The sequence below is a fragment of the Trichormus sp. NMC-1 genome (assembly GCF_001858025.1).
In the GTDB taxonomy this organism is placed as follows: Bacteria; Cyanobacteriota; Cyanobacteriia; order Cyanobacteriales; family Nostocaceae; genus Anabaena.
The window spans coordinates 97,212-121,767 of the sequence record NZ_LZQD01000009.1 but is presented as its reverse complement, the minus strand read 5'-3'; the positions used below and the strand labels follow the sequence as shown (position 1 = coordinate 121,767).

General features: G+C 37.7%; 27 protein-coding genes, 1 tRNA gene and 2 pseudogenes. 16 read left to right on the top strand and 14 right to left on the bottom strand.

All coding sequences use genetic code 11. The annotated features are described in order from the left end of the window. Nucleotides 1-99: 99 nt before the first annotated feature. The 5 genes from A9Y75_RS22520 to A9Y75_RS22500 all read left to right on the top strand — a co-directional run bounded on the left by A9Y75_RS22520 (nt 100) and on the right by A9Y75_RS22500 (nt 4,676). Nucleotides 100-171 (top strand) — tRNA-Gly (locus tag A9Y75_RS22520). A 520-nt stretch (nt 172-691) separates the two neighbouring features. Continuing rightward, nucleotides 692-1,099: a hypothetical protein gene (locus A9Y75_RS22515; RefSeq protein ID WP_071191760.1), complete on the top strand. Its 408-nt coding sequence runs from the start codon at nt 692-694 to the stop codon at nt 1,097-1,099. 4 nt (nt 1,100-1,103) lie between these two features. Continuing rightward, nucleotides 1,104-2,369 (top strand): glutamate-5-semialdehyde dehydrogenase, encoded by a 1,266-nt coding sequence (locus tag A9Y75_RS22510; RefSeq protein ID WP_071191759.1) that lies wholly within the window; start codon nt 1,104-1,106, stop codon nt 2,367-2,369. A gap of 109 nt (nt 2,370-2,478) precedes the next feature. Next, nucleotides 2,479-2,661 (top strand): hypothetical protein, encoded by a 183-nt coding sequence (locus tag A9Y75_RS22505; RefSeq protein ID WP_071191758.1) that lies wholly within the window; start codon nt 2,479-2,481, stop codon nt 2,659-2,661. A gap of 224 nt (nt 2,662-2,885) precedes the next feature. Next, a complete protein-coding gene (locus A9Y75_RS22500; RefSeq protein WP_071191757.1) occupies nt 2,886-4,676 on the top strand; it encodes a DUF262 domain-containing protein in 1,791 nt (596 codons plus the stop codon). A 110-nt stretch (nt 4,677-4,786) separates the two neighbouring features. Here A9Y75_RS22500 and A9Y75_RS22495 read toward each other — a convergent pair whose 3' ends face one another. From A9Y75_RS22495 to A9Y75_RS22465, 7 genes and pseudogenes are all read right to left on the bottom strand, one after another. Beyond that, the gene (locus A9Y75_RS22495) at nt 4,787-5,701 is read right to left on the bottom strand and encodes a methylenetetrahydrofolate reductase (RefSeq protein WP_071191841.1); all 915 of its coding nucleotides are present in this window, start codon (nt 5,699-5,701) and stop codon (nt 4,787-4,789) included. Between the two features lie 59 nt (nt 5,702-5,760). Then, nucleotides 5,761-6,768 (bottom strand): tryptophan--tRNA ligase, encoded by a 1,008-nt coding sequence (trpS, locus tag A9Y75_RS22490; RefSeq protein ID WP_071191756.1) that lies wholly within the window; start codon nt 6,766-6,768, stop codon nt 5,761-5,763. A 197-nt stretch (nt 6,769-6,965) separates the two neighbouring features. Beyond that, nucleotides 6,966-7,139, bottom strand: a pseudogene (locus tag A9Y75_RS22485) (tryptophan--tRNA ligase); the annotation flags it as partial. Between the two features lie 303 nt (nt 7,140-7,442). Then, on the bottom strand, nt 7,443-7,799 hold the full coding sequence (locus tag A9Y75_RS22480; RefSeq protein WP_071191754.1) for a tetratricopeptide repeat protein: 357 nt from the start codon (nt 7,797-7,799) through the stop codon (nt 7,443-7,445). A gap of 220 nt (nt 7,800-8,019) precedes the next feature. Further along, nucleotides 8,020-8,631, bottom strand: a complete 612-nt coding sequence (locus A9Y75_RS22475; RefSeq protein WP_071191753.1) for a tetratricopeptide repeat protein — start codon at nt 8,629-8,631, stop codon at nt 8,020-8,022. Between the two features lie 7 nt (nt 8,632-8,638). Then, a complete protein-coding gene (locus A9Y75_RS22470) occupies nt 8,639-9,040 on the bottom strand; it encodes a serine protease (protein WP_071191752.1) in 402 nt (133 codons plus the stop codon). 5 nt (nt 9,041-9,045) lie between these two features. Beyond that, nucleotides 9,046-9,441, bottom strand: a complete 396-nt coding sequence (locus A9Y75_RS22465) for a hypothetical protein (RefSeq protein ID WP_143046482.1) — start codon at nt 9,439-9,441, stop codon at nt 9,046-9,048. 102 nt (nt 9,442-9,543) lie between these two features. Between A9Y75_RS22465 and A9Y75_RS22460 the strand changes: the two genes are divergently transcribed. Together A9Y75_RS22460 and A9Y75_RS22455 are read left to right on the top strand one after the other, a co-directional pair. After that, a complete protein-coding gene (locus A9Y75_RS22460; RefSeq protein ID WP_071191750.1) occupies nt 9,544-10,128 on the top strand; it encodes a molybdenum cofactor guanylyltransferase in 585 nt (194 codons plus the stop codon). An 89-nt stretch (nt 10,129-10,217) separates the two neighbouring features. Then, the gene (locus A9Y75_RS22455) at nt 10,218-11,081 is read left to right on the top strand and encodes an ABC transporter substrate-binding protein (protein ID WP_071191749.1); all 864 of its coding nucleotides are present in this window, start codon (nt 10,218-10,220) and stop codon (nt 11,079-11,081) included. Nucleotides 11,082-11,159: 78 nt separating this feature from the next. Here the strand turns inward: A9Y75_RS22455 and A9Y75_RS22450 are convergent, their stop codons facing one another. Both A9Y75_RS22450 and A9Y75_RS29870 read right to left on the bottom strand, forming a co-directional pair. Further along, nucleotides 11,160-11,594: a ferritin-like domain-containing protein gene (locus A9Y75_RS22450; RefSeq protein WP_071191748.1), complete on the bottom strand. Its 435-nt coding sequence runs from the start codon at nt 11,592-11,594 to the stop codon at nt 11,160-11,162. Between the two features lie 180 nt (nt 11,595-11,774). Beyond that, nucleotides 11,775-12,113 (bottom strand): annotated as a pseudogene (locus A9Y75_RS29870) (helix-hairpin-helix domain-containing protein); the annotation flags it as partial. 345 nt (nt 12,114-12,458) lie between these two features. Between A9Y75_RS29870 and A9Y75_RS22445 the strand changes: the two are divergent. From A9Y75_RS22445 to A9Y75_RS22430, 4 genes are all read left to right on the top strand, one after another. Beyond that, nucleotides 12,459-13,232 carry an energy-coupling factor ABC transporter permease gene (locus A9Y75_RS22445; protein WP_177176271.1) on the top strand — a complete coding sequence of 258 codons (774 nt, stop codon included), beginning with the start codon at nt 12,459-12,461 and terminating at the stop codon, nt 13,230-13,232. Then, on the top strand, nt 13,219-13,521 hold the full coding sequence (locus tag A9Y75_RS22440; protein WP_071191747.1) for an energy-coupling factor ABC transporter substrate-binding protein: 303 nt from the start codon (nt 13,219-13,221) through the stop codon (nt 13,519-13,521). Before A9Y75_RS22445 ends, A9Y75_RS22440 begins: the two co-directional genes overlap by 14 nt. Before the next feature lie 64 nt (nt 13,522-13,585). Further along, nucleotides 13,586-14,371, top strand: a complete 786-nt coding sequence (gene cbiQ / locus A9Y75_RS22435) for a cobalt ECF transporter T component CbiQ (RefSeq protein ID WP_071191746.1) — start codon at nt 13,586-13,588, stop codon at nt 14,369-14,371. Next, a complete protein-coding gene (locus A9Y75_RS22430; protein WP_236721496.1) occupies nt 14,368-15,210 on the top strand; it encodes an energy-coupling factor ABC transporter ATP-binding protein in 843 nt (280 codons plus the stop codon). Before cbiQ ends, A9Y75_RS22430 begins: the two co-directional genes overlap by 4 nt. A 44-nt stretch (nt 15,211-15,254) precedes the next feature. On the opposite strand, the gene A9Y75_RS22425 is transcribed toward A9Y75_RS22430, so the two are convergent. Then, nucleotides 15,255-16,901 carry a glycosyltransferase family 39 protein gene (locus A9Y75_RS22425; RefSeq protein ID WP_071191744.1) on the bottom strand — a complete coding sequence of 549 codons (1,647 nt, stop codon included), beginning with the start codon at nt 16,899-16,901 and terminating at the stop codon, nt 15,255-15,257. 325 nt (nt 16,902-17,226) lie between these two features. On the opposite strand from A9Y75_RS22425, the gene A9Y75_RS22420 reads away from it, so the two are divergent. The 3 genes from A9Y75_RS22420 (at nt 17,227) to A9Y75_RS22410 (ending at nt 19,540) form a co-directional block, all read left to right on the top strand. Next, nucleotides 17,227-17,913, top strand: a complete 687-nt coding sequence (locus tag A9Y75_RS22420) for a class I SAM-dependent methyltransferase (RefSeq protein ID WP_071191743.1) — start codon at nt 17,227-17,229, stop codon at nt 17,911-17,913. Nucleotides 17,914-18,095: 182 nt separating this feature from the next. Beyond that, nucleotides 18,096-18,605, top strand: a complete 510-nt coding sequence (locus A9Y75_RS22415) for a hypothetical protein (RefSeq protein WP_071191742.1) — start codon at nt 18,096-18,098, stop codon at nt 18,603-18,605. A 47-nt stretch (nt 18,606-18,652) separates the two neighbouring features. Then, nucleotides 18,653-19,540 carry a hypothetical protein gene (locus A9Y75_RS22410; RefSeq protein ID WP_071191741.1) on the top strand — a complete coding sequence of 296 codons (888 nt, stop codon included), beginning with the start codon at nt 18,653-18,655 and terminating at the stop codon, nt 19,538-19,540. A 196-nt stretch (nt 19,541-19,736) separates the two neighbouring features. On the opposite strand, the gene rpsU is transcribed toward A9Y75_RS22410, so the two are convergent. From rpsU to A9Y75_RS22395, 3 genes are all read right to left on the bottom strand, one after another. Next, entirely contained in the window at nt 19,737-19,931 is a 195-nt protein-coding gene (gene rpsU, locus A9Y75_RS22405) for a 30S ribosomal protein S21 (RefSeq protein ID WP_013192888.1), read from the bottom strand. Between the two features lie 582 nt (nt 19,932-20,513). Beyond that, the gene (locus A9Y75_RS22400; protein ID WP_071191740.1) at nt 20,514-20,783 is read right to left on the bottom strand and encodes an RNA-binding protein; all 270 of its coding nucleotides are present in this window, start codon (nt 20,781-20,783) and stop codon (nt 20,514-20,516) included. A 388-nt stretch (nt 20,784-21,171) separates the two neighbouring features. Further along, nucleotides 21,172-22,017, bottom strand: coding sequence for a 3'(2'),5'-bisphosphate nucleotidase CysQ (locus A9Y75_RS22395; RefSeq protein WP_071191739.1), 846 nt, complete (start codon nt 22,015-22,017; stop codon nt 21,172-21,174). 29 nt (nt 22,018-22,046) lie between these two features. Between A9Y75_RS22395 and A9Y75_RS22390 the strand changes: the two genes are divergently transcribed. After that, entirely contained in the window at nt 22,047-22,682 is a 636-nt protein-coding gene (locus A9Y75_RS22390; protein ID WP_071191738.1) for a YdcF family protein, read from the top strand. Nucleotides 22,683-22,788: 106 nt separating this feature from the next. On the opposite strand, the gene A9Y75_RS22385 is transcribed toward A9Y75_RS22390, so the two are convergent. Continuing rightward, nucleotides 22,789-23,646, bottom strand: a complete 858-nt coding sequence (locus A9Y75_RS22385) for a sugar kinase (protein WP_071191737.1) — start codon at nt 23,644-23,646, stop codon at nt 22,789-22,791. A 226-nt stretch (nt 23,647-23,872) separates the two neighbouring features. Between A9Y75_RS22385 and rsmI the strand changes: the two genes are divergently transcribed. Next, nucleotides 23,873-24,556 (top strand): 16S rRNA (cytidine(1402)-2'-O)-methyltransferase (gene rsmI / locus A9Y75_RS22380; protein WP_071191736.1); only part of this gene is annotated, 684 nt, incomplete at its 3' end.

Sequence of the window (24,556 nt, the reverse complement as noted above, 5' to 3'; positions counted from 1 at the left end):
GACCAATGACTAATGACCAATGACTAATGACCAAAAAAAATAAATTTAGGGGTTGACAAACCAGGAAAAATCTGAGATAGTTATATTAATGTGAAAGTTGCGGGTATAGCTCAGTGGTAGAGCGCAACCTTGCCAAGGTTGATGTCGCGCGTTCGAATCGCGTTACCCGCTTTTCAGTTAATATCAAAATGCTCAGACGATTAAATCCCTGATGTCATGTGTTTGTGTAACAACAAAGGCAAGAGCAAGTTAAATCTGAGCCATTATGCCGTAAAACAAGCATCTTCCAACTTAACAGAAAAATCAGTGTAGTGCCATAACTTCAGGCTAGTACCGCTGCTCTTAATTAAAAATTACAAATTAAAAAAGCAAACTGTACAAGCTTTTTAGGGATTTTTAATGGCCTGTTATTTCTGCCAGTTTGTACTCAGTATTTTGTCAAATTTAAAATGGCAACTACAATGCAGCCAGAAATATACTAGAAATAGTCCTGACTGTGGCGATATCCGCCATGACTAAAACTGCCGAAAGCAGCGTTTAACAAGTGTGAAATTTTCCTCCTGTCAGCAACTGCTGTTGAAGAATTCTGCTTGGTGAGGCTGACTTTTAGAAATAGCAGTCCAAGAAGTAATTCTTGGAGTCTCCAGCTAGAACCGTTCAGAAAAACACGCTCAAGTTATTTATATCGCTTGTGCCATCTAAAAAACCTGAAAAAATAGACTTCAATACGGAATATATTTGTCCTTGCCGTCGCCGTGGGCAATTAATCCCGATTACGCTAACAGAAGCATTTGGATGCGATCGCTGTCAGCAAATTTTTGTTGTAGAAGATAATGGTCACGTGCTAGAAAAACTTTCTCCCACCTATCCGTATAAGCAAGCTTGGCGCTGGACGGGAAATAGTTGGAGTCTGATCCAACCTCGATGGGGAGAAAATTATTGGCCGATAGCACTGGGGATTATTTTCGTGTTAGTGATTATATGGCTACCATTAGCACTGCGATTAGCCAATGCTTCAAGCATTCTTGTTTGGGCAATAGTAGCACTGCTGTTGGCTATCCCGCCAGCAATCATGGTCTGGCTTACCTACAGACGTTAACTCAATGACCGTTGAAGTTTTTGATGATTTTCCTGAACCTGTAAAAAGTGCTAAACGCGCTTATCAAGCTTCCCTGAAGTTAGGTATCACAAAGGGAGTAGATCGGAGTCGCGCTGTGCTGGCAATGGCACAAGCGCTAAAACATTCATTCGACGACATTCTAGAAGCCAATACATTGGATCTAGAAGCCAGTCGAGAAATGGCAGTATCAGAGTTGATTTTAGATTGGTTGAAGCTAACTCCCTCAAGGTTAGAGAATACAGTGGTGATTCTCCAACGGTTGGGGGAATTATCAGATCCACTGCGACGGGTGAGAACTGCCCATTATCAACAGGAAGACTCCCAAAGTTATACCCAGTTGATGCCTTTGGGAGTGATTGGCTTTATTTATGAGGCTTTTCCTGATTTGGGTGCGATCGCATCTGGTTTTTGTATTAAAACTGGTAATAGTGTGATTCTCAAAGGCAGTACGGAAGCTAGTCATTCTAACGCTGCGATCGCAGAAGTACTGCAAAATGCTATTACTGGAGTTGGTTTACCAGCGGGTTGTATAGAATTAGTTACAGCCGAACATGGTGCTTCTATTCGAGATTTAGTTACTCAAGACCAGTATTTAAATTTAGTCATTCCCTATGGACGTTCTAGCTTAATCCAGCAGGTGGTAAGACAAGCAACTTGTCCGGTTTTAAAGTCAGCGATGGGTAATTGTTACCTGTACTGGTCGCTCAATAGTAGCTTGGAAATGGTGCGCTGGATGATTCTCGATAGTCATGAGAGTGAACCAGATCCGGTAAACGCCATTGAAAAGGTTCTTATTCATCGTCAAGCTTTACCATCTTCCTTGTCTGTGTTGTGGAATAGCTTAAAGGACAAAGGCTTTGAACTCAAAGCAGATGAGGAATTAGTAGAAGCTTTTCCCCAGTTGCAGTTAGCGAAAGAGGGAGAATGGGGAACGCCCTATTTAACGAAAACAGTAGCTTTTAAATTGGTGGATAGCTTAGAAAGTGCGATCGCTTGGATTAATCAATATAGTAGCGGCCATGCTGATTGCATTGTTACAGAATCTTACCAGGAAAGTCGGCAATTTGCTTTAGGAGTCAACAGCGCCTCTACCTATATCAATGCTTCCCCTCGGTTTTCCCGCAACTCTTCACGGGGAGATGCTGTATTTTTAGGAATGTCGAATCAAAGAGGACATCGCAGGGGATTTATTAGTTTGGAGACTTTGACGACTGTGAAGCATATTGTCCAGGGGAATGGACGGTTTTAGGAGTTACAGCAGCGGTTAGCAGTTAATAGTAAAAAGCACCTCAATTTGTAGCAGAATTGCCAAGCCGCTGCTTTTCCTCATGTGCCACTGGTGGCAGATATTGTTGAAGGTGGCAAAGCTCCTACCCTTTTCTACCACAGAATGGCCAAATTTGGGTTTTAAAATTGTCTTTTTTCCCCTAACTACACTCATGGCTGTAACTGAAGTCATGAGTGTTTGTTTGGGTCACTTAAAAGAACAGGGAATTACTGATAATTTACCGGGTTTGATGAACTTTCAGAATTTTCAATAACTCATGGATTTTTCGCAATATTTAGCGCTGGAAAAGCAGTATCAATTATGCTCTATGTCAGTATATTGAGTATAAAAAGCGTAAACAAGTGATGTTGCAAGAGAAAGAAGAAACGATCTCTCATACTGAAGCAGTGTATGTAGTATAATTTTATGATGGATCTTTACAGCCTCACTTCCCTAATCGAAATTCATTATTTAAGATAATTCAAAAAATAAAAACTTATGTCTACTATTCCTACTATTGAATCAAGAAACCTCAGTCTTTCAACAATTTTTCATGATTTCTATATTGTCCCAGATTTTCAACGTGAATATGTTTGGCAAAAAGATCAGGTTCAAAAATTACTTGAAGATTTATTTGAAGGATTAGGTTTAGACGAAGGAGATACAAATTTATCTGAATATTTTTTAGGCTCGATTGTTGTATATCCAGATTCTACTGATGATAAACAAACTTTTCAATTAATAGATGGTCAACAAAGACTCACTACTATATATCTAATTTTTTGTGTTATTAGAGACTCTATTAAAAAACTGGGTGATAATTCAAAAGCGATAGAAGGTTATTTACAAGGTACTACTCAAAATACAGAAACAGGTGAAGATATTGACAAACCTAGATTAAGTCTTCAATATGATAGCTTTGGACAAAAAGTTATTAATGATTATATTTTAGATGGAAAAGAACCTGAGAAGTTATTACTGCAATCTTCAGCATCTGCTGATAATATAGCGAAAGCATGGAAAGTGATTAAAAAATATTTTTCAGAAAATTTAGAAGAGGATATTAAACTATATAAAAAAGTTTCGACAGCTATTGCCAGCCGAACTAAATTAATTAGAATTGAAACCCCTAATTTAACAAATGCTTTAAAAGTTTTTGAAACAATTAATGAAAGAGGTATAGGATTAACTCCTGTTGATTTGTTGAAAAATTACCTATTCATTCATACGGCAAAAGAACAGGCAAGAGACCGCCATTGGCAAGCTTTAACGAAAAAATGGGAAGAACTTTTAAAATTACTATATGAGAATAAACAACAACCTTTGCAATTTTTACGCTATTATTTGATGTCTCATTACGAGGTTGACTTATCAAATAGTTTTCCAGAAGAAGAAATTTATGATTGGTTTCTTAAATATGGAGAAAAACGAGGTATTCAGAATAATCCTGTAAAATTTCTCGATGATCTTATTTTAGCTGCTGATCACTATTGCAAATTTAATCAAGGAAAAAATATTGATGGCTCAGATAATTTACATTTAAAAGCTATTGGTAAAATTCAAGGTAGAGTCAAAGCTCATTTACTATTATTATTAGGAGGACATTTATTAGAAAAAAATATTTTTGAAAAACTATCATATTATATTGAAAACTTATTTTTCATTATTTCCATTACTAGAAAAACTAGGCGAAAAGACTTTAATATTACTAGAGAATTTGCTCTTTGGTCAAGGGAGTTAAGATGTATAAAAACCATTGAAAATTTAGACGATTTTGTTTATAAACATTTTATCCCTCAAATCACAGAATTGAAAGAAGAATTTCACCAATCTGTAAGCCAAACTTCTGGCTCAAATTTAGCTAAGTATCGCTTACGTTATCTATTAGCTAAAATAACTCAATATGTTGAAAAAGAAGCCTTTGGTCACTCTGAATCTCTTGATTTTTACTTAGATAAATCAATCACTATTGAACATATTTTACCTCAGTCTAAACAAGATTCTTCTTCTAGTAAACTCGGTAATTTAACTTTATTAGAAAAAACTATAAATAGTTCTATCTCTGATAAAGACTATCAAGATAAACTATCAGGATATCAACAATCAAAAATATTGATTACTCGTTCCTTAGCTGAAAAACCTCATGTTGGTAATAATACACAAATAAATCGTGCAATGGTTAATCTTGGCCTAATTCATTTTGGAATGTGGGATTATGAAGCTATTAATAAACGTCAAGAAATTTTAGTTAATATCGCTATGAAAGTTTGGGGACTAGACATCTTTTAGATGTGAAAACTTGAAGTTGATATCAGGATGGAACATTTATCACCCATCAAATCTATTTCTTATATCTAGATACCCGACTTCTTTATGAAATCAGGTATCAGACTTCCAGCTTAACTAACCTTTCCCACTCCCGCTAAATCCAAAATCGGCGCAATCAAATCTTCCCGCTTCACCGCCATCATATGCACACCTTGGCACAATTCCCGCGCAATCTGCACCTGTTCCGCCGCAATTTTCATTCCTTCTTGTAACGGCTGTTTCGCTTTTGCTAATCTATCAATAATGTGTTCAGGAATATTTACACCAGGAACCATGCGATTAATAAACTGGGCATTTTTTGCTGATTTCAACAGAAAAATTCCCGCTAAAATTGGTTTATTGTAACCTGCGGCAATTTTATCCATGAACTTTTCTAATCTTTCAAAATCAGTAATTAATTGACTTTGAAAAAATTGCGCCCCGGCTTCTATCTTCTTTTCAAAACGACTTTGCAAACCTGACCAACTTTGAGATTGAGGATCTACCGCTGCACCTGCAAATAAATCTAATGCACCATCATTCAGGGCTTTATTATTAAAATCAACACCCTGATTCATCTTCCTAATTAACTGCAATAACCGCACAGCTTCTAAATCAAAAACGGCTTTTGCTTCAGGATGATCACCGGCTTTTACAGGGTCGCCAGTTAAAGCTAAAATGTTGCGGATACCCAAAGCATGAGCGCCCATTAAATCTGCTTGTATTCCAATTCTATTGCGATCGCGGCAAGCAACTTGGCAAATCGGCTCAATTCCATTCTGCAACAAAATCACCGACGCTGCCAACGAAGACATTCCCAACACAGCGCGGCTACCATCAGTAATATTGACAGCATGAACCCTTCCCTTAAGAGTCGCCGCCATTTCGATTGTATGGGTGGGATTTCCGCCCTTGGGAGGTGCAACTTCGGCGGTAATTAAAAATTCACCCGCAAGGGCTGCTTTACGGAAGTTATTAAAAGCACTGGAGCTATGGGTATCCGGCATAACATTAAATTTTCGGTTTTCTAATAGGGTAAAACACATTACACCTAAAAGCCTAAACCTTAGAGAGGAACAGAGAAACCCAAAGCAGCTTTGACTTGCATTAAAGTTTGATTAGCTATAGCCTCCGCTTTCTCCCTACCATCTCGCAAAACTGACTCTAAATAACCTTTATCCGCCATTACTTCCTGATATTTATCTTGAATTGGTTTTAAAGCATTAATTGCCGTTTCTGTCAACAAAGGTTTGAATTGTCCCCAACCCATATCTGCACATTCAACCGCCACCTCTTCCTTGGTTTTTCCAACCAGTAGGGTATAGAGAGTTAATAAATTATGACATTCTGGGCGTTCTGGATCATCAAAAGTTAAACCCCTCACCAAATCAGTTTTACAGCGTTTAATTTTCTTGGTAATCTCTTCTGGAGAATCTAAAACATTAATTCGGCTTAATTCCGAAGGATCTGATTTTGACATTTTCCGTGTTCCATCTGTCAAACTCATCACCCTTGCACCTTCCTTTCTAATCAAAGGATCTGGTAATTTTAATACAGGTGCTTTTTTCGCAAATTGGTGATTAAACCGATTGACGATATCCCGCGTCAGTTCCAAATGTTGCTTTTGGTCTTCACCCACCGGCACTTTATCCGCTTGATAAAGCAGAATATCCGCAGCCATAAGTACAGGATAATCTAACAAACCCACACCGACATTTTCCCCTTGTTTAACGGCTTTTTCCTTAAACTGGATCATATCTTGCAACCAGTTAAGGGGGGTAATGCAATTTAGCAACCAGGTGAGTTCACTGTGGGCGGAAACGTGAGATTGGACAAAAATGCTAGAATGACTCAAATCGATACCACAGGCTAAATATAAAGCAGCAATGGTGTAAGTATCAGCCGCTAAAGTGGCGGGGGTGTGCGGTACGGTAATGGCGTGTAAATCCACCACACAAAAGAAATTTTCATACTGGTCTTGAATTTCTACCCAGTTACGAATCGCACCTAAATAGTTACCCAAGTGTAAGTTACCAGTTGGTTGAACTCCCGACAGAACGCGCTGCTTACCCATAATTTTTCAGTTAATGAAGCTAATACCCCGACTATGTTACAGCTATTTTCAGGTAAATAAACCACATTTTTTTTCTCACGCAGAGGAGGACACTTGCGTGGGCGGGTTTCCCGACTTGAGCAAAGTGTCCGTCGCGCAGAGGCACAGAGAGAAATCAACAGTGTGGTCTAAATACATGAAAATTGCTGTATGAACCCAGCCGCTAAAGTGGCGGGGTTGTGCGGTACGGTAATGGCGTGTAAATCCACCACACAAAAGAAATTTTCATACTGGTCTTGAATTTCTACCCAGTTACGAATCGCACCTAAATAGTTACCCAAGTGTAAGTTACCAGTTGGTTGAACTCCCGACAGAACGCGCTGCTTACCCATAATTTTTCAGTTAATGAAGCTAATACCCCGACTATGTTACAGCTATTTTCAGGTAAATAAACCACATTTTTTTTCTCACGCAGAGGAGGACACTTGCGTGGGCGGGTTTCCCGACTTGAGCAAAGTGTCCGTCGCGCAGAGGCACAGAGAGAAATCAACAGTGTGGTCTAAATACATGAAAATTGCTGTATGAAACCTAGATACCAAGAGACTTTTTACACTGTCACCTGTCACCTGTCACCTTCTATATAGAGGCGTTGCAGGCAAAATCTCCACATTCTTGTTAAGGGGTATTTATTGATATTAACGCAACTGTGATAACAAGGTTTTTATCTTGGGAGTAGATAGCAATTTCTGAGCATCAGTAATTATGCTTTGACCCCAAAGATTCTTTCTCATACAATGAAAGTCAGCAAAGTTTTTATCTAACTTTAATGCAGTTTCTGCTAATTTATAGGCCTGTTGTTGTTCTCCTTTAACATACAAAGCTACAGCTAAAGCTAAGGTGGCTTCAGCAGATTGATTGTTAATTTTTATGGCTTGTTGCCATTGTTTAATCGCTGTTTCTATGTCTCCCTGTTCATATTTAATGAAGGCTATATTATTGATAGCTGCTAAGTGATTGACATCTTGAGCAACTGCTTGATTATAATTGGACATAGCATTTATACCGTTTCCTAGTGGATAATAGTTAATACATCTACTGGGGTAAGCATCCGTAAAATATTGATAATTTTTTTGTCAGATATGGCTTACGCCTCCCGTAAGGGATACAGGATATCCAGGATTTGAGGATTTACAGGATGTTTGATAGTTTGTCCTGATGTTTTAGATCCCCGATTTCTTTAAGAAGTCGGGGATCTGATCGTTGCTGTTGCTATTAACGCAACTGTGATAACAAGGTTTTTATCTGGGGAGTTGATAGCAATTTCTGAGCATCGCTTATTATTTTATTACCCCAAATATTCTTTTTCATAAAGTTGACATCAGCAAAGTTTTTATCTAACTTTAATGCCGTTTCTGCTAACTGATAAGCTTGTTGTTGTTCCCCTTTACGATACAAAGCCACAGCTAAAGCTAAGATTGGTTCGGCAGATTGATTATTAATTTTTATGGATTCTTGCCATTGTTTAATCGCTGTTTCTATGTCTCCCTGTTCATATTTGATTAAACCTATATTATTAACAGCAGCTAAACTGTTAGCATCTTTAGAAACTGCTTGATTATAATCAGACATGGCGGCTGTGTAGTTTCCTTGTTGATGATAAACAACCCCTCGTCCAGCATAAGCATCAGCATAATTTGGATTAATAGCAATAGCTTTGTTATAATCAATTAAGGCTAAATCAAATTTTTTCTGTTCAGCGTAAAGAACCCCGCGATTGTTGTAAAACGACGCACGGGGGCTGAGTTTAATTGCCTCATTTATCGCTATTTCTGCTTCTGCATACCTTTTTAAACCTTTTAAAGCTCCCCACTTCTCGTTATACAAATTTGGATTATTTGGCTGGAGATGTAAATTGCAAAACAGCTAAATCTAATTTACCAAAATTGGTATTAGGTAGAATTTGGGCTTGATAGGGTTTACCGTCAGGTGTTTGAATTTTAATCTTCTTAAGATTAACTCCCAGGAGTACATGAGAGTTAGTCACAACTAAATAAGAGTTTCCCTTTTTAGCAAGAATTGTTCCTGAACCTCCGTTATTATCACCAATAACTTTAACTGTAATTTGTTTAGCGATGGTTTGTAGTTGTTTTTGTGAATAAAATTCACCATTTTCTGGTTCTAGGTTGCAGCTTTGATTAATTATTTGAGCTTGAGATCGCACGGGAATTGTTAAAACTAATGTAGGGAAAAATAGGAAGAATAAAGAGTAAAAAATGGTGATGTTTCGTTTCATGTTAGTTAATGATGATTTGTTACTTTGTAGGGTGGGTTAGCGATAGCGTTAAAATCACCTGCTCTTATATCATCATTTTCAGCGATTTTTTCATAATTTTTTTCCTGATCAGATTCCACTATTTGATACAAAGTTAAAAATGAATTCATCTTTTGACTATTCATTTGAATTACAACTTTTTGACCTGTTTCTCCTGGAAATGTATAAACATCAAGATTACTATTTAAACTACCTTTACCATCTTTAACGGTGATAACAGCAGCACTTCCTTTAGTACAAACACGATTAGCTTCTTTATCAGCCGTTAATGCTAATATACTGTTCAAGCTAGTCATACCCATAAGGGTAAACATAGAAAACAGCGTTAAAGTTCCAAATCGGCACAATATATGGTTGATCATTCCCTGAGATTCCCTGGTGACTGCTGAAAATAAGAGGTATTGTGACAATATCATTGTGATAGCGATTTTGTCATTAGACGTAGCAAAAAATATTTTGTTTCTATGACTACTTTAACCACCATAGTCTTAGCAGGAGGCAAAAGTTCTCGTATGGGAGAAGATAAAGCCTTAATTTCCATTCAGGGAATACCCTTATTGCCAAGAGTTTGCAATGTCGCTAAAAATTGTACCGATACCATATATATAGTCACACCTTGGCCAGAACGATATCAACACCTGCCATTGCCTCGATGTGAATTTATACAAGAAAACCCCAGCGACACACAAGGACCCCTAGTAGGTTTTGCACAAGGACTGGGGAGAGTAAAAACAGAATGGGTATTATTATTAGCTTGCGACTTACCGAACTTGCGAGTTGAAGTGTTGCAAGATTGGGTGAAAAGACTAGATACTGTAGAAGAAGAAAATATTGCCTTTTTGGTAAAAAATACTAAAGGTTGGGAACCACTTTGTGGTTTTTATCGCAGTTGTTGTTTACCCCTACTATTAGATTTTATCAACCAAGGAGGACGCTCATTTCAAAAGTGGCTGAAACAATATCCAGTAAAAGTGTTACCCTTATCAGAACCAGATATCCTCTTTAACTGCAACACCCCAGAAGATGTACAGCAACTTTTAGTTAATTAAGCCATAATAAAAACAAACTCATCTCCTCTTAACCTCCGCGTTACCTCTGCGTTACCTCCGCGTTCCTCTGCGTTAAAAAAAAATTAATTATGCCTTGGAAATCATCTGTAATAACACTCATCTTAACCCTCTTCTTATTCTCCTGTACCACAGCAACAACTCAAATACCGCCACAAAAATCAAACATAACATCAGCAACAAGAGTTGTTTCCCTTTCCTCTCTTGCAGCTGATATTATCTTGCAGTTAGATAAAAGTAAACTTGTTGGAATTACTGGTACTAGCTTATTTAAAAATGACTCCAAATTTGAAAATATTCCCCGTGTTAGCGAAGGTCAAAGTCCGCCGAATTTAGAAAAAATTGTTTCTTTAAAACCAGATTTAGTTATTGGTACAACTGGGTTTTCTGACGTACCCATGCAAAAACTTAAACAGCTAGGAATACCGACTTTATCCACTCAAATAAATAGCTGGAAATCTCTAGAAGAATTAACTAAAACACTTGCTCAAGCAATTGATGTAGATCCGCAACCGTTATTAAATCGCTACAAAACTCTTTTACCTAATAACCCAACTCAAAATCCTTCTACTTTAGTTTTAGTTAGTCGCCAACCGATTTTAACACCAAATAAAAATAGTTGGGCTGGTGATTTAGTTGCCAGATTTGGAGCTAAAAATATAGCTGCTGAATTACAAGGTAACAGTCCCATTGGTGGGTATGTGACACTTTCAGCGGAGAAAGTCTTAGAGTCAAATCCAGAAGTTTTAATTGTCGTTAATGCCGAACCAACCTTATTAGATTCCTTAAAAAAGGAACCGTTTTGGCAGAAACTACAAGCTACTAAAAATAATCGAGTTTATGTTTTTGATTATTATGGACTGGTAAATCCAGGTAGCCTAAATGCGATTGAGAAAGCTTCTGAGCAGTTGAATAAAGCTTTATTAGTAAAATAATTAGTTCTTTTTTATTTTTTATGATTCATTGGTCATTAGTTCAAAAATGTTTAAATTTTGACTAATGACCAGAGAATATTAGCTGAAATCGCGTAACATTTTCTTCAGTTCGAGATTGTGCATCTCTTCTTGTCCTATCATGCCACGGGCGAATTCTTCTAGGTAAATACTGGCATTAGTGACAGTTTCTAGAAGACTTTTGTACATATCCAAAGCGTTCTTTTCATGAGATAAACTTTCTGTCAAGATATCCTTGACTGTATGTTTAAAAGTTTCTTCCATTGGGGTGATTCTCAAGGTAGGATGTCCCTCTAAACCTGTGAGAATTTCTCCTACTTGTTGGGCATGAAGTAAAGATTCTGCGGCTTGGGCTTTGAAGAATGCCACAATAGGTATGCGATTAGGGCCTGTTACCATCAAGGAATAATGGGTGTAGCGAACTACCCCAGCTAGTTCAAATTCCATAATGGCGTTGAGGATATCAATGGTCTTTTGGTGGTCGAGTTCTTGCATCAGTTGTTAAGTTCAGAAAAATTACAAATGGAGAGTCTTTCGCTACCAATTATGAGTGAGAAGTTATACTTTTTTCAGGTTTTGAAAAACCAAACTATCCTCACTCTTAGTTTTTAACTATTTTCTCTCTTATTCACCATTTTAAACTTCTTATTCTGTACTTCCAATGGTGTGAAAATACTAATTTTGTGCTTTAGTGTTAGTTTTTGCTATCATTTTTTGAGTATTTTCCTTTATGCTTTTCACCAACTTGGTGACATTTTCTGGGGTTTTGAGTGCTGGCGCGGGTGGGATAGCAGTCGGCCAAACTTTCACCAGTTCAGCCAAAGCTGTCTCTATGGCTTTATGTGTTTTCGGATTTTCTTGTGCCGTTTGGCTAGAAATGGTTTTATATAGTTCATTAGAGTAGACTAGAAAGCCACGGGAGTCCTGATATTATATTGGGGCGCTAATTTTGCCATTTGCGACTGCTGCGCCATATTCTGCGTTAGCTGCATCTAACAACCCGTTGATTAGTTGAAAGTTGCAAAAGATTCGCAATTAATTTGCATAGTATACTGAATTAGAAATTCTTGTCAATACAGCAGTTTGCGTAGTTAGGAGGTACAAAATCTAAATTGAACCCTATACACAAAGCCAGTTTTACTCCTGACTCCTGAACCGATAGCGCAGCGTGGCGTAAGCCATAGGTCTGCGAAGCGTCTCCTGACTCCTGAATTCTGCTGTAAGTCTCAATTACTTTGAAAGTGCAATTTACTTTCCTTGAGTTAAGCTTGTTGTCAAAAGTCCAACGATAATAATAATCGTATTAGATTCAGACAACCCATAAAATACATTTGCGAGGTATGGAACTTGCCAAAAGTTATGATTAAATCAAAACGTGTATCCCTGATTTTGATTGGGATTCTCAGCTTTTATCTAGTTGTGGGAGCATCTGCACCAGCCTATGGGATGCATATTATGGAAGGTTACTTACCACCTGGTTGGGCGATTTTTTGGTGGGTGGTAGCTTTGCCATTTTTTGGGTTAGGATTGCGATCGCTCACCCGCATCACCCAAGCTAACCCCGAACTAAAATTACTCCTAGCATTATCGGGAGCCTTTACCTTTGTATTATCAGCCCTAAAAATGCCTTCAGTCACAGGTAGTTGTTCCCATCCTACAGGAACAGGGTTAGGCGCGGTGCTATTTGGACCATTGGCGATGTCGGTTTTAGGAACTTTAGTATTATTATTTCAAGCACTACTTTTAGCTCATGGTGGTTTGACGACATTAGGAGCGAATGCTTTTTCAATGGCTATTGCAGGTCCATTTGCTGCTTACTGGATATATCATCTAACAATACGGCTAACTGGTAAACAAAAAATCGCTATTTTTATAGCCGCAGCTTTAGCAGATTTACTTACCTATATCATTACTTCTGCACAACTCGCCTTGGCTTTTCCTGCTCCCGTCGGTGGATTTATCGCTTCATTCGCTAAGTTTGCGGGAATTTTTGCCATTACTCAAATTCCTCTAGCAATTAGTGAAGGATTATTAACAGTATTGGTGTGGAACTGGTTACAATCCTATTCTTCTCCAGAACTAGAATTATTGAAATTAATCAAACAGGAACCTCAAATCAATGAATCAATCTAAAAACGGATTGAATAACTGGCTGTTAGTAATAGCAGTGATTACCTTAGCAATCATACCTTTAGTATTCGTGCGCGAAGGTGAATTTTCTGGTTCAGATGAAAAAGCCCAAAAAGCAATTAGTGAAGTTCAGCCAGGATATAAACCCTGGTTTACACCCGTATTTGAACCGCCAAGCGGGGAAATAGAAAGCCTATTATTTTGCTCTCAAGCTGCTTTAGGTGCTGGGGTAGTTGGTTACGCAATCGGATTATATAAGGGGCGTTCCCAGCAGCAAAAAAATAAAGAATGACCGAATTGAAATAATTCGTAATTTGTAATTCGTAATTCGTAATTCGTAATTAATCCAAAATTGATTGACTCTACAAATAGATACCCTTGCTTACACAAATAGGTTGCGTTGGTTAGCACCTCAACAAAAATTACTCTTAGCAATTGCACTCTTAATTATCGCTGCTTTTGCCCATCCCCAAGTACAAATTTTAATTACCATTTGGATAAGTATTTGGACAGTTGTTTATGCTGGTATTCCCGCTAAAATTTACCTCAAATTAGTTTATATCGGCTCTTTATTTTGTTTAACCAGTTTACCAGCTTTACTAATCAATGGAGTAGAAACTAGTCACATAAATTTGGTGCAGAACGACTCAGTTACAGGACTGACTTTAGGTAATTTTTATGTATATGTCAGTAGACATGGAATTGAGCAAGGATTCACCATTTTAACAAGAGCAATTTCCTCACTTTCCTGCCTATATTTCATAATTCTCACCACCCCATTTACTGAAATTCTCCAAACTATGCGCCGTGTGGGATTTCCGGTGCTTTTAACAGACCTGTTATTATTGATGTACCGCTTTATTTTTGTCTTGTTAAACACAGCATCTGAGTTATGGACAGCGCAACAGTCTCGTGGTGGCTACCGCACTTTTAAAACTGGCATAAAAAGTTTATCTTTGCTCATTAGTCAATTACTCAAACGCACTTTCATCAATTATCGTCAAATTTCTTTAACTTTAGCATCACGTGGTTTTAATGGAGAGTTTAAATTTTGGCATCCGCAACGTTATTTTGTATCTAACCGCTATGGTATTGAGGCAATGATTGGATGTGTGATCTTAATAATATTAGAATTTAGATGAATATGGATAATCATGAATATTTAATAGAGTTTGAAGAAGTTTATTATATTTATTCTGGAGCCAAACAATCAGCTTTAAACGGGTTAAATTTGAAAATTCCTGCTCATAAAAAATGCGCGTTAATTGGTCAAAATGGTTGTGGTAAAACTACCTTATTTTTATTGGCTAATGGTTTATATAAGCCGCACAAAGGTAAGGTATATTGGAGAGGTAATACCATAAAATATGACCGTCAATCACTAACAGATTTACGTCAAAAAGTTGGGTTAATTTTTCAAGATCCAGAACAGCAATTAGTTGCTTCCACCGTAGAAGAAGATATTTCCTATGGTTTGTGTAATTTGGGTTTACCAGTTGCAGAAATTAAAGCGCGAGTTGAACAAGCTTTAGATGAATTTGCTTTACATGAATTTGCCGAAAGACCAGTACATCATCTCAGTTTAGGACAGAAAAAACGCGTTTCTATAGCAGATGTAATGGTATTAAAACCAGAATTGTTGTTGTTAGATGAACCTACAGCATATTTAGATAAACTGCATACTCGTAATTTAATGAAAACCTTGAAAAAAATTCATACAGATAAAACTACAATATTAATGGCAACTCATGATCTTGATTTAGTTTATCTTTGGTCTGATTGGATATTTGTCATGGATAAGGGAAAGTTAATATTAGAGGGAACACCTCAAGATGTGTTTAGCCAGACTGATATTATGGAAGAATTACAGTTAGGTGTGCCATTGATATATGAGATGCTTTTTAACGATGTAACTTCTGAAGAAAAGCCAATTTTAGAAAAGCTAAGTCAGAAAATATTGAAATCACATCGTTATTTTTAGCCAAACCAAATCTCAATAAAATAGTCTAGATTCGCAATTATTGCTCACAAAACTTGAATTAATTGATAATTTTTAATCGTACCAATAATACGATGAGTTCTAGATAAATCACCAGGTTCAGGTGTATAAATCCAAGCATAACTAAAAGCTGGTAATTGAGAAATTGAGTCTACCGTTTTACCATGAATAGGGGTGTAGAAGTTAATCAATACAGCTTCTTTGCCTTCTAATTTGGCAAAAAATATAGGATTGTTTTTAAGAATTGAGGCTATTTCTTGCCGTTGAAAAAAGACTCTAAAACTAGGGTTAAAATCACTTAACAACCCTAAATTACCAGCAGTAGCTATAGATAACCAACAAGCAATTAACCAACTTGCCACCCAATATCGAGAAGTAAGTAAATTGTTACCAAAATAGTAACGACTAATCCAAACTAAAGGCACAATTAAGCAAGCCAAACCCAAAATCAAAGCGAGAATTGCATATTTGCGAATATCAATACTACCTGCTACCAAAGCTACTATACCAGCTACAATAGCTATACTACCTAACACACCAAAACCATAACTAAGATTCCGAGGAAGATATCTCATATTCCTAGAAAAAAGCAATGTTTTTATTTCTTCCTGTGTTGGTGTAAATTCTCTATTGTAAATTTCCCCCAGCCAATCTAAACCTACAGCCGCAAGTATAGCAATAAAGGGATAAAGGTAAAGACTGTAGTGAGATAAACGAGTAGAAAATAGACTAATTTCTGTAAATAACGTCAGAGGAAAACCCACTAATAGCAATTGGTAGCGAGGAATTGGGTAACGAATGACTAAAGCTAATCCTAAAAGGCTAAAAAAGAACCAAGGAAAAGATTTTAAAGGCACATTCCAGAAATAGAAAATTATGCCATTTCCCTGACGTTCATTACTACCTAGTTCTACCACAAACCCCAATAATTTTCCAAAACTATCACTTCCGTAACGCAGCCAATTAAACCATAACCAAACTAAAGTAGGAATTAAACCGACTAAAACTCCTAAATACAACATGGGGTTAAAAAGATGACGATGACGACGATGTTCCCCAATTAAATAAGGTAATAATGCAGTTATTGGTACAACAATCATCAAACTTCTCATTAAGAAGCCTAACCCAAAACTTAACCCAGTTATAAAAACATAAATATAGCGACTTTGCGGATATAATTCAGCTTTGAGTAATGCCAAAATAGCTACGCTTACTAATAAAATTGTTGGTAAATCTGGTGTAGATAACCGACAATATTGCAGCCAGAGAAATTCTACACTCAAAATACCCCCGGCAAGATATGCTATCTTTTGATCAAGTAAGATTTTCGCTATTTCATATATAACTAATAAGCTGAAAATTCCCGCAATCATACTAGGCAGTCGCGCACTAGTATCACTGACACCAAATAGTTTATAACAAAGAGCAATTAACCAATAAAAACCAGGAGTTTTATGATGAGCATTACCCCAAGGAGCTATCCAGTCACCAGAATCAAACATCTGACGCGCTCTCCTCGCATACAGTGCTTCATCATGTGCCATGAGGCTATTTTCTCCAGAAGTAAATAACAATAAAGGAATTAGCCAAATTAATAAATTAAAATAAGGAAATATCCTCAGCAAAAGAAGACGCTGCCAAATAGCAAGAAACAATGATGATTTGTACAACATTTGTGGAATACGAGTTGAATTGAATATTATTAGCTCTCAGGGCTTGAATTTAGTGTGTTGATGAAAATGAGTTCAGAGGGAACTCTTAACGGGCAACTCTTAACAGAAAAAACTCATGTTTTTAAACATGAGATTGAAATAATGACACTGTTTTTTTTCGTGCTACGTATCTCAAAAAACATCTTTTTTTTAACTGAGCTTTAAACTCAGAACTAAAGTTTCTTATCTGTTAAGAGTTCCCTGTTCCCTTTTTTTGTAAGTTAATATACAAAATTAGCACAATCTAGTGAAAGACTTTTCCAAAATAGACCCAAAATAGACATTTATGCTACTTAGACCAAATCAACGCCTTAAGTTAGATGACACCGATGATAAGTTATTTTATGACTATCCGCGCTTTGTCACCCATGTAGATGAAGGCTTTATTCAACAATTGACAGATTTATATCGTCAGCGACTTAAACCCAACACAAGAATTTTTGATATGATGAGCAGCTGGGTGTCTCATCTACCAACAGAAATAGAGTTTGATCATGTGGAAGGACATGGACTCAACGCTGAAGAGCTTGCACGTAATCCTCGCTTAAACCATTACTTCGTGCAGAATATCAACGAAAAGCCTCAGCTACCTTTACCTGATCAAGATTTCGATGCTGTTATCAACTGTGTTTCTGTGCAGTATATGCAGTATCCAGAAGCAGTATTTACGGAAATTCACCGCATCCTCAAACCTGGTGGTGTCGCCATTATCAGCTTTTCTAACCGAATGTTCCATCAAAAGGCGATTCAAGCGTGGCGGGATGTGTCGGAAGCGTCTAGACTCGAATTAGTTAAGCGTTACTTTGCCTCAGCACCCGGATTTACTACTCCAGAAGTGATTGTCAATCAATCAACAGCGCCAAACTTCTTACAATGGTTGGGTATACCAGGAGGAGATCCCTTCTATGCTGCGATCGCTTATCGTCATGAAGACGCGGGGCTAGGAGGACGCGGTGACACGGTGACACGGTGACGCGGGGATAAGAGGACGCGGTGACACGGTGACACAGTGACGTGGGGAGTTCATCACAAAGCTGCCGGAAAATTGGTAATTCTCAATACAAATAATGATCAAAAAGTAAATTTTCCGGTAAAAAACCTACGGAAGCGCAGATAATTGCTTCAAACCTCTCACATTTTAAGGAGAAACCAAACGTGATTTTATCCCGTGGGCGCAGGATTTTAGCTAGTTTGTTACTGTGTGTCTTACTACTGACTACAGCTTGTGCTACAAAAGCACCTAACCGCTTTGACCAGGTACAACAGGAAAGCACCAAGCAAAAAAGTGGTCAGTCCGTTGCTGAAAATGCTACACAGGGTAGTCAATTAAACGCTTTTTTCCCTGATGGGGAAGATGGCTATGATCGAGTTTATACCCAAGAGAAAAAAGGCTTTTCGGAAGCGAATTTGAAAAAAGACGGCAAGGTTGTTGCTCAATTGGCTATTTCTGACACCACCAGCTTACCTGGAGTAGCTTCCAAATATGCCAATAGCACCAAGAAAATTGACGGCTATCCCGCAGTAGAACAGGGCAAAACCCAAACTTCTGTTTTGGTGGGTAAGTACCAAGTCAAGGTGATTTCTAAAGATCCATTATTCACTGCAAGCGATCGCGCTGACTGGATTGAGAAATTTGATCTTGATGATCTAGCTAAATTGAAATAACCCTGACTCTCAACTTCAGATAACAAACCCTCAAATAGGAGATTTTTGTGAGCAAATCTATCTTCGAGTTAGTTGATGAACTACCAACTAGTAACTTGACTGTATCTATGCTGAGAGCCTTAGATTTTGTCGCTCCCGGTGAGTGGCAAAATACTGTCGGCTTTGTCAACACGATTAAAACCGTCACTGGTGAAGATGACGAGAGTTTAATTCAGCAAATTGGTGAACGCGCAATTTATCTATTCAACGACAAATCCCAAGGATATCAAACAGCTTTGTGGCTTTATCAAACTGTTGATGGTACAGATAAAGCTTTAGGTGCAGCCGCTTTAGCTAATAAAGTAGGTCAATCAATTCCCCTATTAGGTTTTTTAAACTCTATCACTCCCAAACCAGATCAAGCTCAAACTATCGACTTAACCTTAAAAGTAGTTGCTGAATTAGTAGCTTTTTGCCAAATAAACGGCATTCCCGGTGATAGCATTGGCGATTTTGTCGCTTCTTTAGGTGAGTATAGTGGTGAATCACTCATCCGCATGGTGGCTTTAATTTGCGTTGATGGTTTGATCCCCCTGGGACCAGACTTCATCGACAAAGCCCTATCAGGTATTAGTCGGATGAGTCCCCAGGACTTAGGACAAAACTCAACTTTCCAAAACATCAAAAATACTATTCCTGGCAACAATGATGCTGGTAAACTCAACTTTATCGGCGAAAGTTTTGATTCCGTTAAAGGTTGGATGAGTGGTATTGTGGCAGCCAATAATTTAACACCACAAAAGGTTGTTGGTAACTTGCAAAATTTTGTCCAACTCGCTGATGACAAATTAGACTACCTAGCGGCGTTCCTGGATGTAGCTACAAATTACTATGAACACACTGGTACGCAAACTTTAGCTCGGCGTTTAATTGAACGCGCAGTGGCGGAAATTTAGGCTCAATAATTCTGCCTAAATACAACTTGTAGTAGTGCCGCCCATAAATACAGCACTACTACAAATAGCTTTTTATTAACTTGTGCGTGCTATTTGCGGCTGTTAAGAAACATCACCACAAATAACAGAAGTGAAGCGGAATAATGAAGAGATGCAGACTGGATTTACAGCCGCAATAGACATTACTCTAAAGTTCTTACTTGAAGCGAGAACGTTGTTGACGACGTTGCTTGTGTCTAGCGATTGCTTTACGCTTCTCTTTTTCTAAAGGTGTTTCAAAATGGCGATTCTTCCGCATATCTTGGAAAATTCCGGCTTTAGAAACTTCACGTTTAAATCTCCGCAAAGCTGATTCAATACCTTCATTTTCCCCCAAAACTACTTGCGTCATTCTCATTCCTCCTATTGTGGGTGAATATATAGTTCCAAAAAACATAGACAAATATCTCATGCCTTTTGTTTGCCGGGAATAACCCCGACGGGGCGAACTACAACGCCCCCTATCCCTAGACTAAACGCTGTCGGGACTACTTTACGTAAAATACTTTTTTCTGGCTTCTCGTTTTTCGGTTCTGATTTGATTAGCTACTCTTGAGAATGTTTTATTTCGTCTGATTTATAGGATTTTCTGTCACACAGGAGCTATGGTCGGCTCAATTTTGACTCTGGTGCAGTCTCAGATCAGGACTTTCACCACTTCTCAAGGATCTACGCTTCTTGAACTCAAGACTAATATATCACATTCACATCTTGCATCACATAATATAGGCAAAAATTAATGATATTTTTGTGCCACAGATGTTAATATTTAACTAGATCTGACTAGATTTTTGTTATTTAAATCTAATACTATACTAGAGTTAAAAAAATATATCAGCAGAGTTGACTCTTGGGATTTATCTATTGGCGACTCTAGGGTGATAAATTTTTCAGAACAGGATTAATAACGGCGATTATCACGATCATTATTACCCTAGCTACCACGGGAAGGACTTCTTTCTTCACGAGGTTTAGCCTTATTTACCTTTAAAGCACGACCCATCCATTCAGCGCCATCAAGTGCTTCAATGGCTTTAGTTTCTTGGTCATCACCTTCCATTTCCACGAAAGCAAAACCACGTGGTCGTCCTGTTTCCCTATCAGTGGGTAACTGCACACGATTAACCGTTCCGTACTGAGAAAAAGCCATTTTTAGGTCTTCTTCTGTAACCTGATAGGACAGATTTCCAACGTAAATCGACATAATAACTGCTGGTCTCCCAAATCAACATATTGTAGAAAGTTAGATTCGGAGAGACTCATTTATAAAGAAATTAAAACGACTTACTCAACCGAAAATAATCCTTACATCCTACACTATAGCATAGCCTTTGTATATGAACTCGTTACGAGTAACATTTCTAGAAAAACTCATACACTTATTCAAGGCACATCTGAGGCAAACTCTGCTAAGAGGATGTTTTGTTTTGGGCGAATATAATAGAGCCTCCGGCACGCTCCGCGAACGCTACTACACAGGCAAAGTCCACCTCCGTGGACTAATGAAAAAATGAGATTTTTAACCCGCGCAGGCGGGTTTAGTTTGTATAGCCGCGACTTCTAGTCGCCAGGGCTGTAATAATTTAGACTTTTCAAACAACCTCTAAGGATTGTGCTGATTTCTGACACAATATCTGATGATGTTGAGAACTACTAGCCAGCAAACCGCCCCATTGACTAATATCACCCGTGTTATACTTTAACGGACTACCATCAAAGTGCGTAAATTTACCACCAGCTTCTGTTAAAATTAGTTCGGGTGCAGCTATATCCCAATCTTTGGGTGCAGATTTACCAGAAAGAGAAATGTAAATATCTGCTTCTTGTTCAAGAATAGCAGCGATTTTACAACCCACACTACCAATGGCTTTTTGATTTTGACAGGGTAGATTTTTGAGGAGATGTTCTAATCTTTCATTGCGGTGAGAACGACTGACAACTAAGGTTAAATCTTCGATGGGTTTATTGTCAGCTACTTTTACGGGAACAGAACCATTAACGGTTTCCACAAAAGTACCGCCACCTTTAGTAGCATAATATAACTTTTCCGCTTCTGGTATGGCCACCACTGCTAAAACTGGACTTGTTCCTTGAACTAAAGCAATGTGAATTGCATATTCACCAGTTTTGTTGATAAAGTCCCGTGTTCCATCTAAAGGATCAATTATCCAAACCCATTCACAGGGATTTTTACCCTGTTGAGATTTATAGGTTTCTTCACTGATATAACCAAATTCTTCATTACCTAAAGCTGCTTGAAGCTTGTCTAAAATATATTGACTAACAGCCACATCTGCAACAGTTACAGGCTCATTTTGTTTATATTGTACGTCTAAGTTTCCGTCTTCGACAGTTCCGTGATAATAAGAACGCAGTAATTTAGCTGCACCCCAACCTATTTCACGAGTAATTTTTAGTATTTCTTCTAAGTTTGGCATTCTTTTGATTTTGGTAAAGTAGAGATTTTATGAAAAGATCACGTAAAGGTGTAAAGGCGCAAAGGTATAATCAGTTTACAAAAAATAAGTTAGTTGTGGTAATTTTATCCTTAATCTCTGCCTTATTGATGGCGATTGCCTCTACAGCTACTAGTATATATTTTTATGGTAACAATTATACTCCTATTCGGGCAGATGCCGCAATTGTTTTAGGTGCAGCAGTTTGGGGAAAACAACCATCTCCTGTGTTTCGAGAACGGATTAACCACGCTATTAATTTATATGAAACCGGTTATGTCCGCACTCTCATTTTTACAGGTGGAGTTGGTAATGGTGATGAACTAGCAGAAGCGCTAGTTGGTAAACTCTATGCTGTCAGCAAAGGTGTAAAATCATCTGATATTCTCATAGAAACTACGTCTCGAACTACTTCCCAAAATCTACAAAATGCTTCAGAATTAGTGGCAAATTACCAATTCAAGAAAATTCTCATTGTTAGCGATCCATTACATTTAAAACGTGCTGTTTTAATGGCTAGAAATTTAGGTTTAGATGCCCAACCATCTCCCACACCGACTACCCGCTATCAAAGTTTAAATAGTCAGTTGCCTTTTTTGATGAGAGAAACTTATTTCTACTTTGTTTATTTATTATTTAAAATCTAATTTTTCAATCTACAGCAGTCCTAAATGAGTTGTAAAAAAATCTATTCCCTATTCCCTATTCCCTGCCTCTACGAGTAGTTTATAAATCAAATATGATTGCTATAATTTAAATTTCTATCCAACGGCGTGTACCAAAATATTTACAAGCTTCAGCCGCAATATTACTAGCTAATTCTAGAGATTGCTGGAAATTTGATTGTAAAATGTAATGACAGAAAGCACCATGAAAAATATCTCCTGCACCTAATGTATCAACGGTTTTAATTTTCGGTACATTGATTAAACCTCTTTTTTGATAACTTAAATATTCTATCGGTTTTTCTCCTTGAGTAATGGCAATATGAGGAATGTTAAAATTCTGAAGATAGGTAAAAACATCTTTTTGATTTTTGCATCCTGGAGGAGAAAAGTTAGCGGAACAAATTGCATAATCTACAAAAGGCAAGATTTCCTCAAATCCAGTTTTCCAACTTCCACCGTCAATCACAACGGGGATAGTTTGGTTTTTAGCTGTTTCGGCAATGATTTTACTAACTGCCATTTGATGTCCATCGATAAGTATGATATCAATGTTTTGTAAAATATTTGTTGGAGTCGAGGTAATATTAGCCTGAGTTTTCACTGCATTAATAGAAATTACTGCCCTTTCCCCAGTACTTTGGGTGACAATAATAGAAGAAACTGGTGGTGGTGTATCTTTGCTGGAGTCTAAGTCAATAATTGCAACTTGATAATTTCCTAAATCGGTGCGAATTAGCTGCGTCATTGGGTGAGAACCCAGCACAGTCAAGAGTTGAGCTTGATTACCTAAATGACTAAAAGTAACAGCCGCATTTGTTGCTGGGCCACCTGCTGCTACAGTATAGTCAGTAGCAACAAGCTTTTGATTATTTAGGGGGGGAGAGTCGGCCAGATAAATTAAATCTACGGTGACTAAACCTACAAATAAGGCAGAATTGGTCATTTGTAATTGGTAACGTGATCTAATAATTTGTAGTTGTATGGTAACTTAATTTTCAAGGTGTAATTTGAATTTCTTTTTTCTGTGTCTCGACTGTTTCAGTTTTTATTTTGCCATAGGTAAATTGTAGTTGGATACAATACAATCGAATAGTTGCTGTTGGAAGTTCTTCTGCTCAACTCAACTTACAAATGAGAATTATTGTCTTTTTTTTCATGTAAAATATTTTATGCAAACTGATCCAAAACCATCAACACTTTATATTGTCGGTACACCGATTGGCAATTTAGAAGATATCACTTTTCGGGCGGTGCGAATTTTGCAAACTGTGGATATTATTGCGGCGGAAGATACACGCCACACCGGGAAACTACTGCAACATTTCCAGGTGAAAACGGACCAAATGAGTTATCATGAACATAACCAGAATAGCCGCATTCCTGAGTTATTAGAGCATTTGACGAATGGGAAAGCGATCGCACTGGTTAGTGATGCGGGAATGCCCGGAATTTCTGATCCAGGATATGAATTGGTAAAAGCGTGTATTGAAGCAGGAATCACAGTTGTACCTATTCCTGGTGCAAGTGCAGCAATTACAGCTTTGAGTGCTGGGGGATTACCAACAGATAGGTTTATTTTTGAAGGCTTTTTAGCAGCGAAGAGTCAACAACGACGACAACAATTAGAATATTTGCAAGCTGAACCCCGAACGTTGATTTTTTACGAGTCTCCTCACCGCTTACGGGATAGTTTAGAGGATTTAGGGGCAGTGTTGGGGAGCGATCGCTTTATAGTCATAGCACGAGAACTAACTAAATTATACGAAGAATTTTGGCGAGGGACAATAGGGGAAGCGATCGCACATTACCAGCAAAAAGAACCCCAAGGCGAATATACCCTGTTAGTGGCAGGG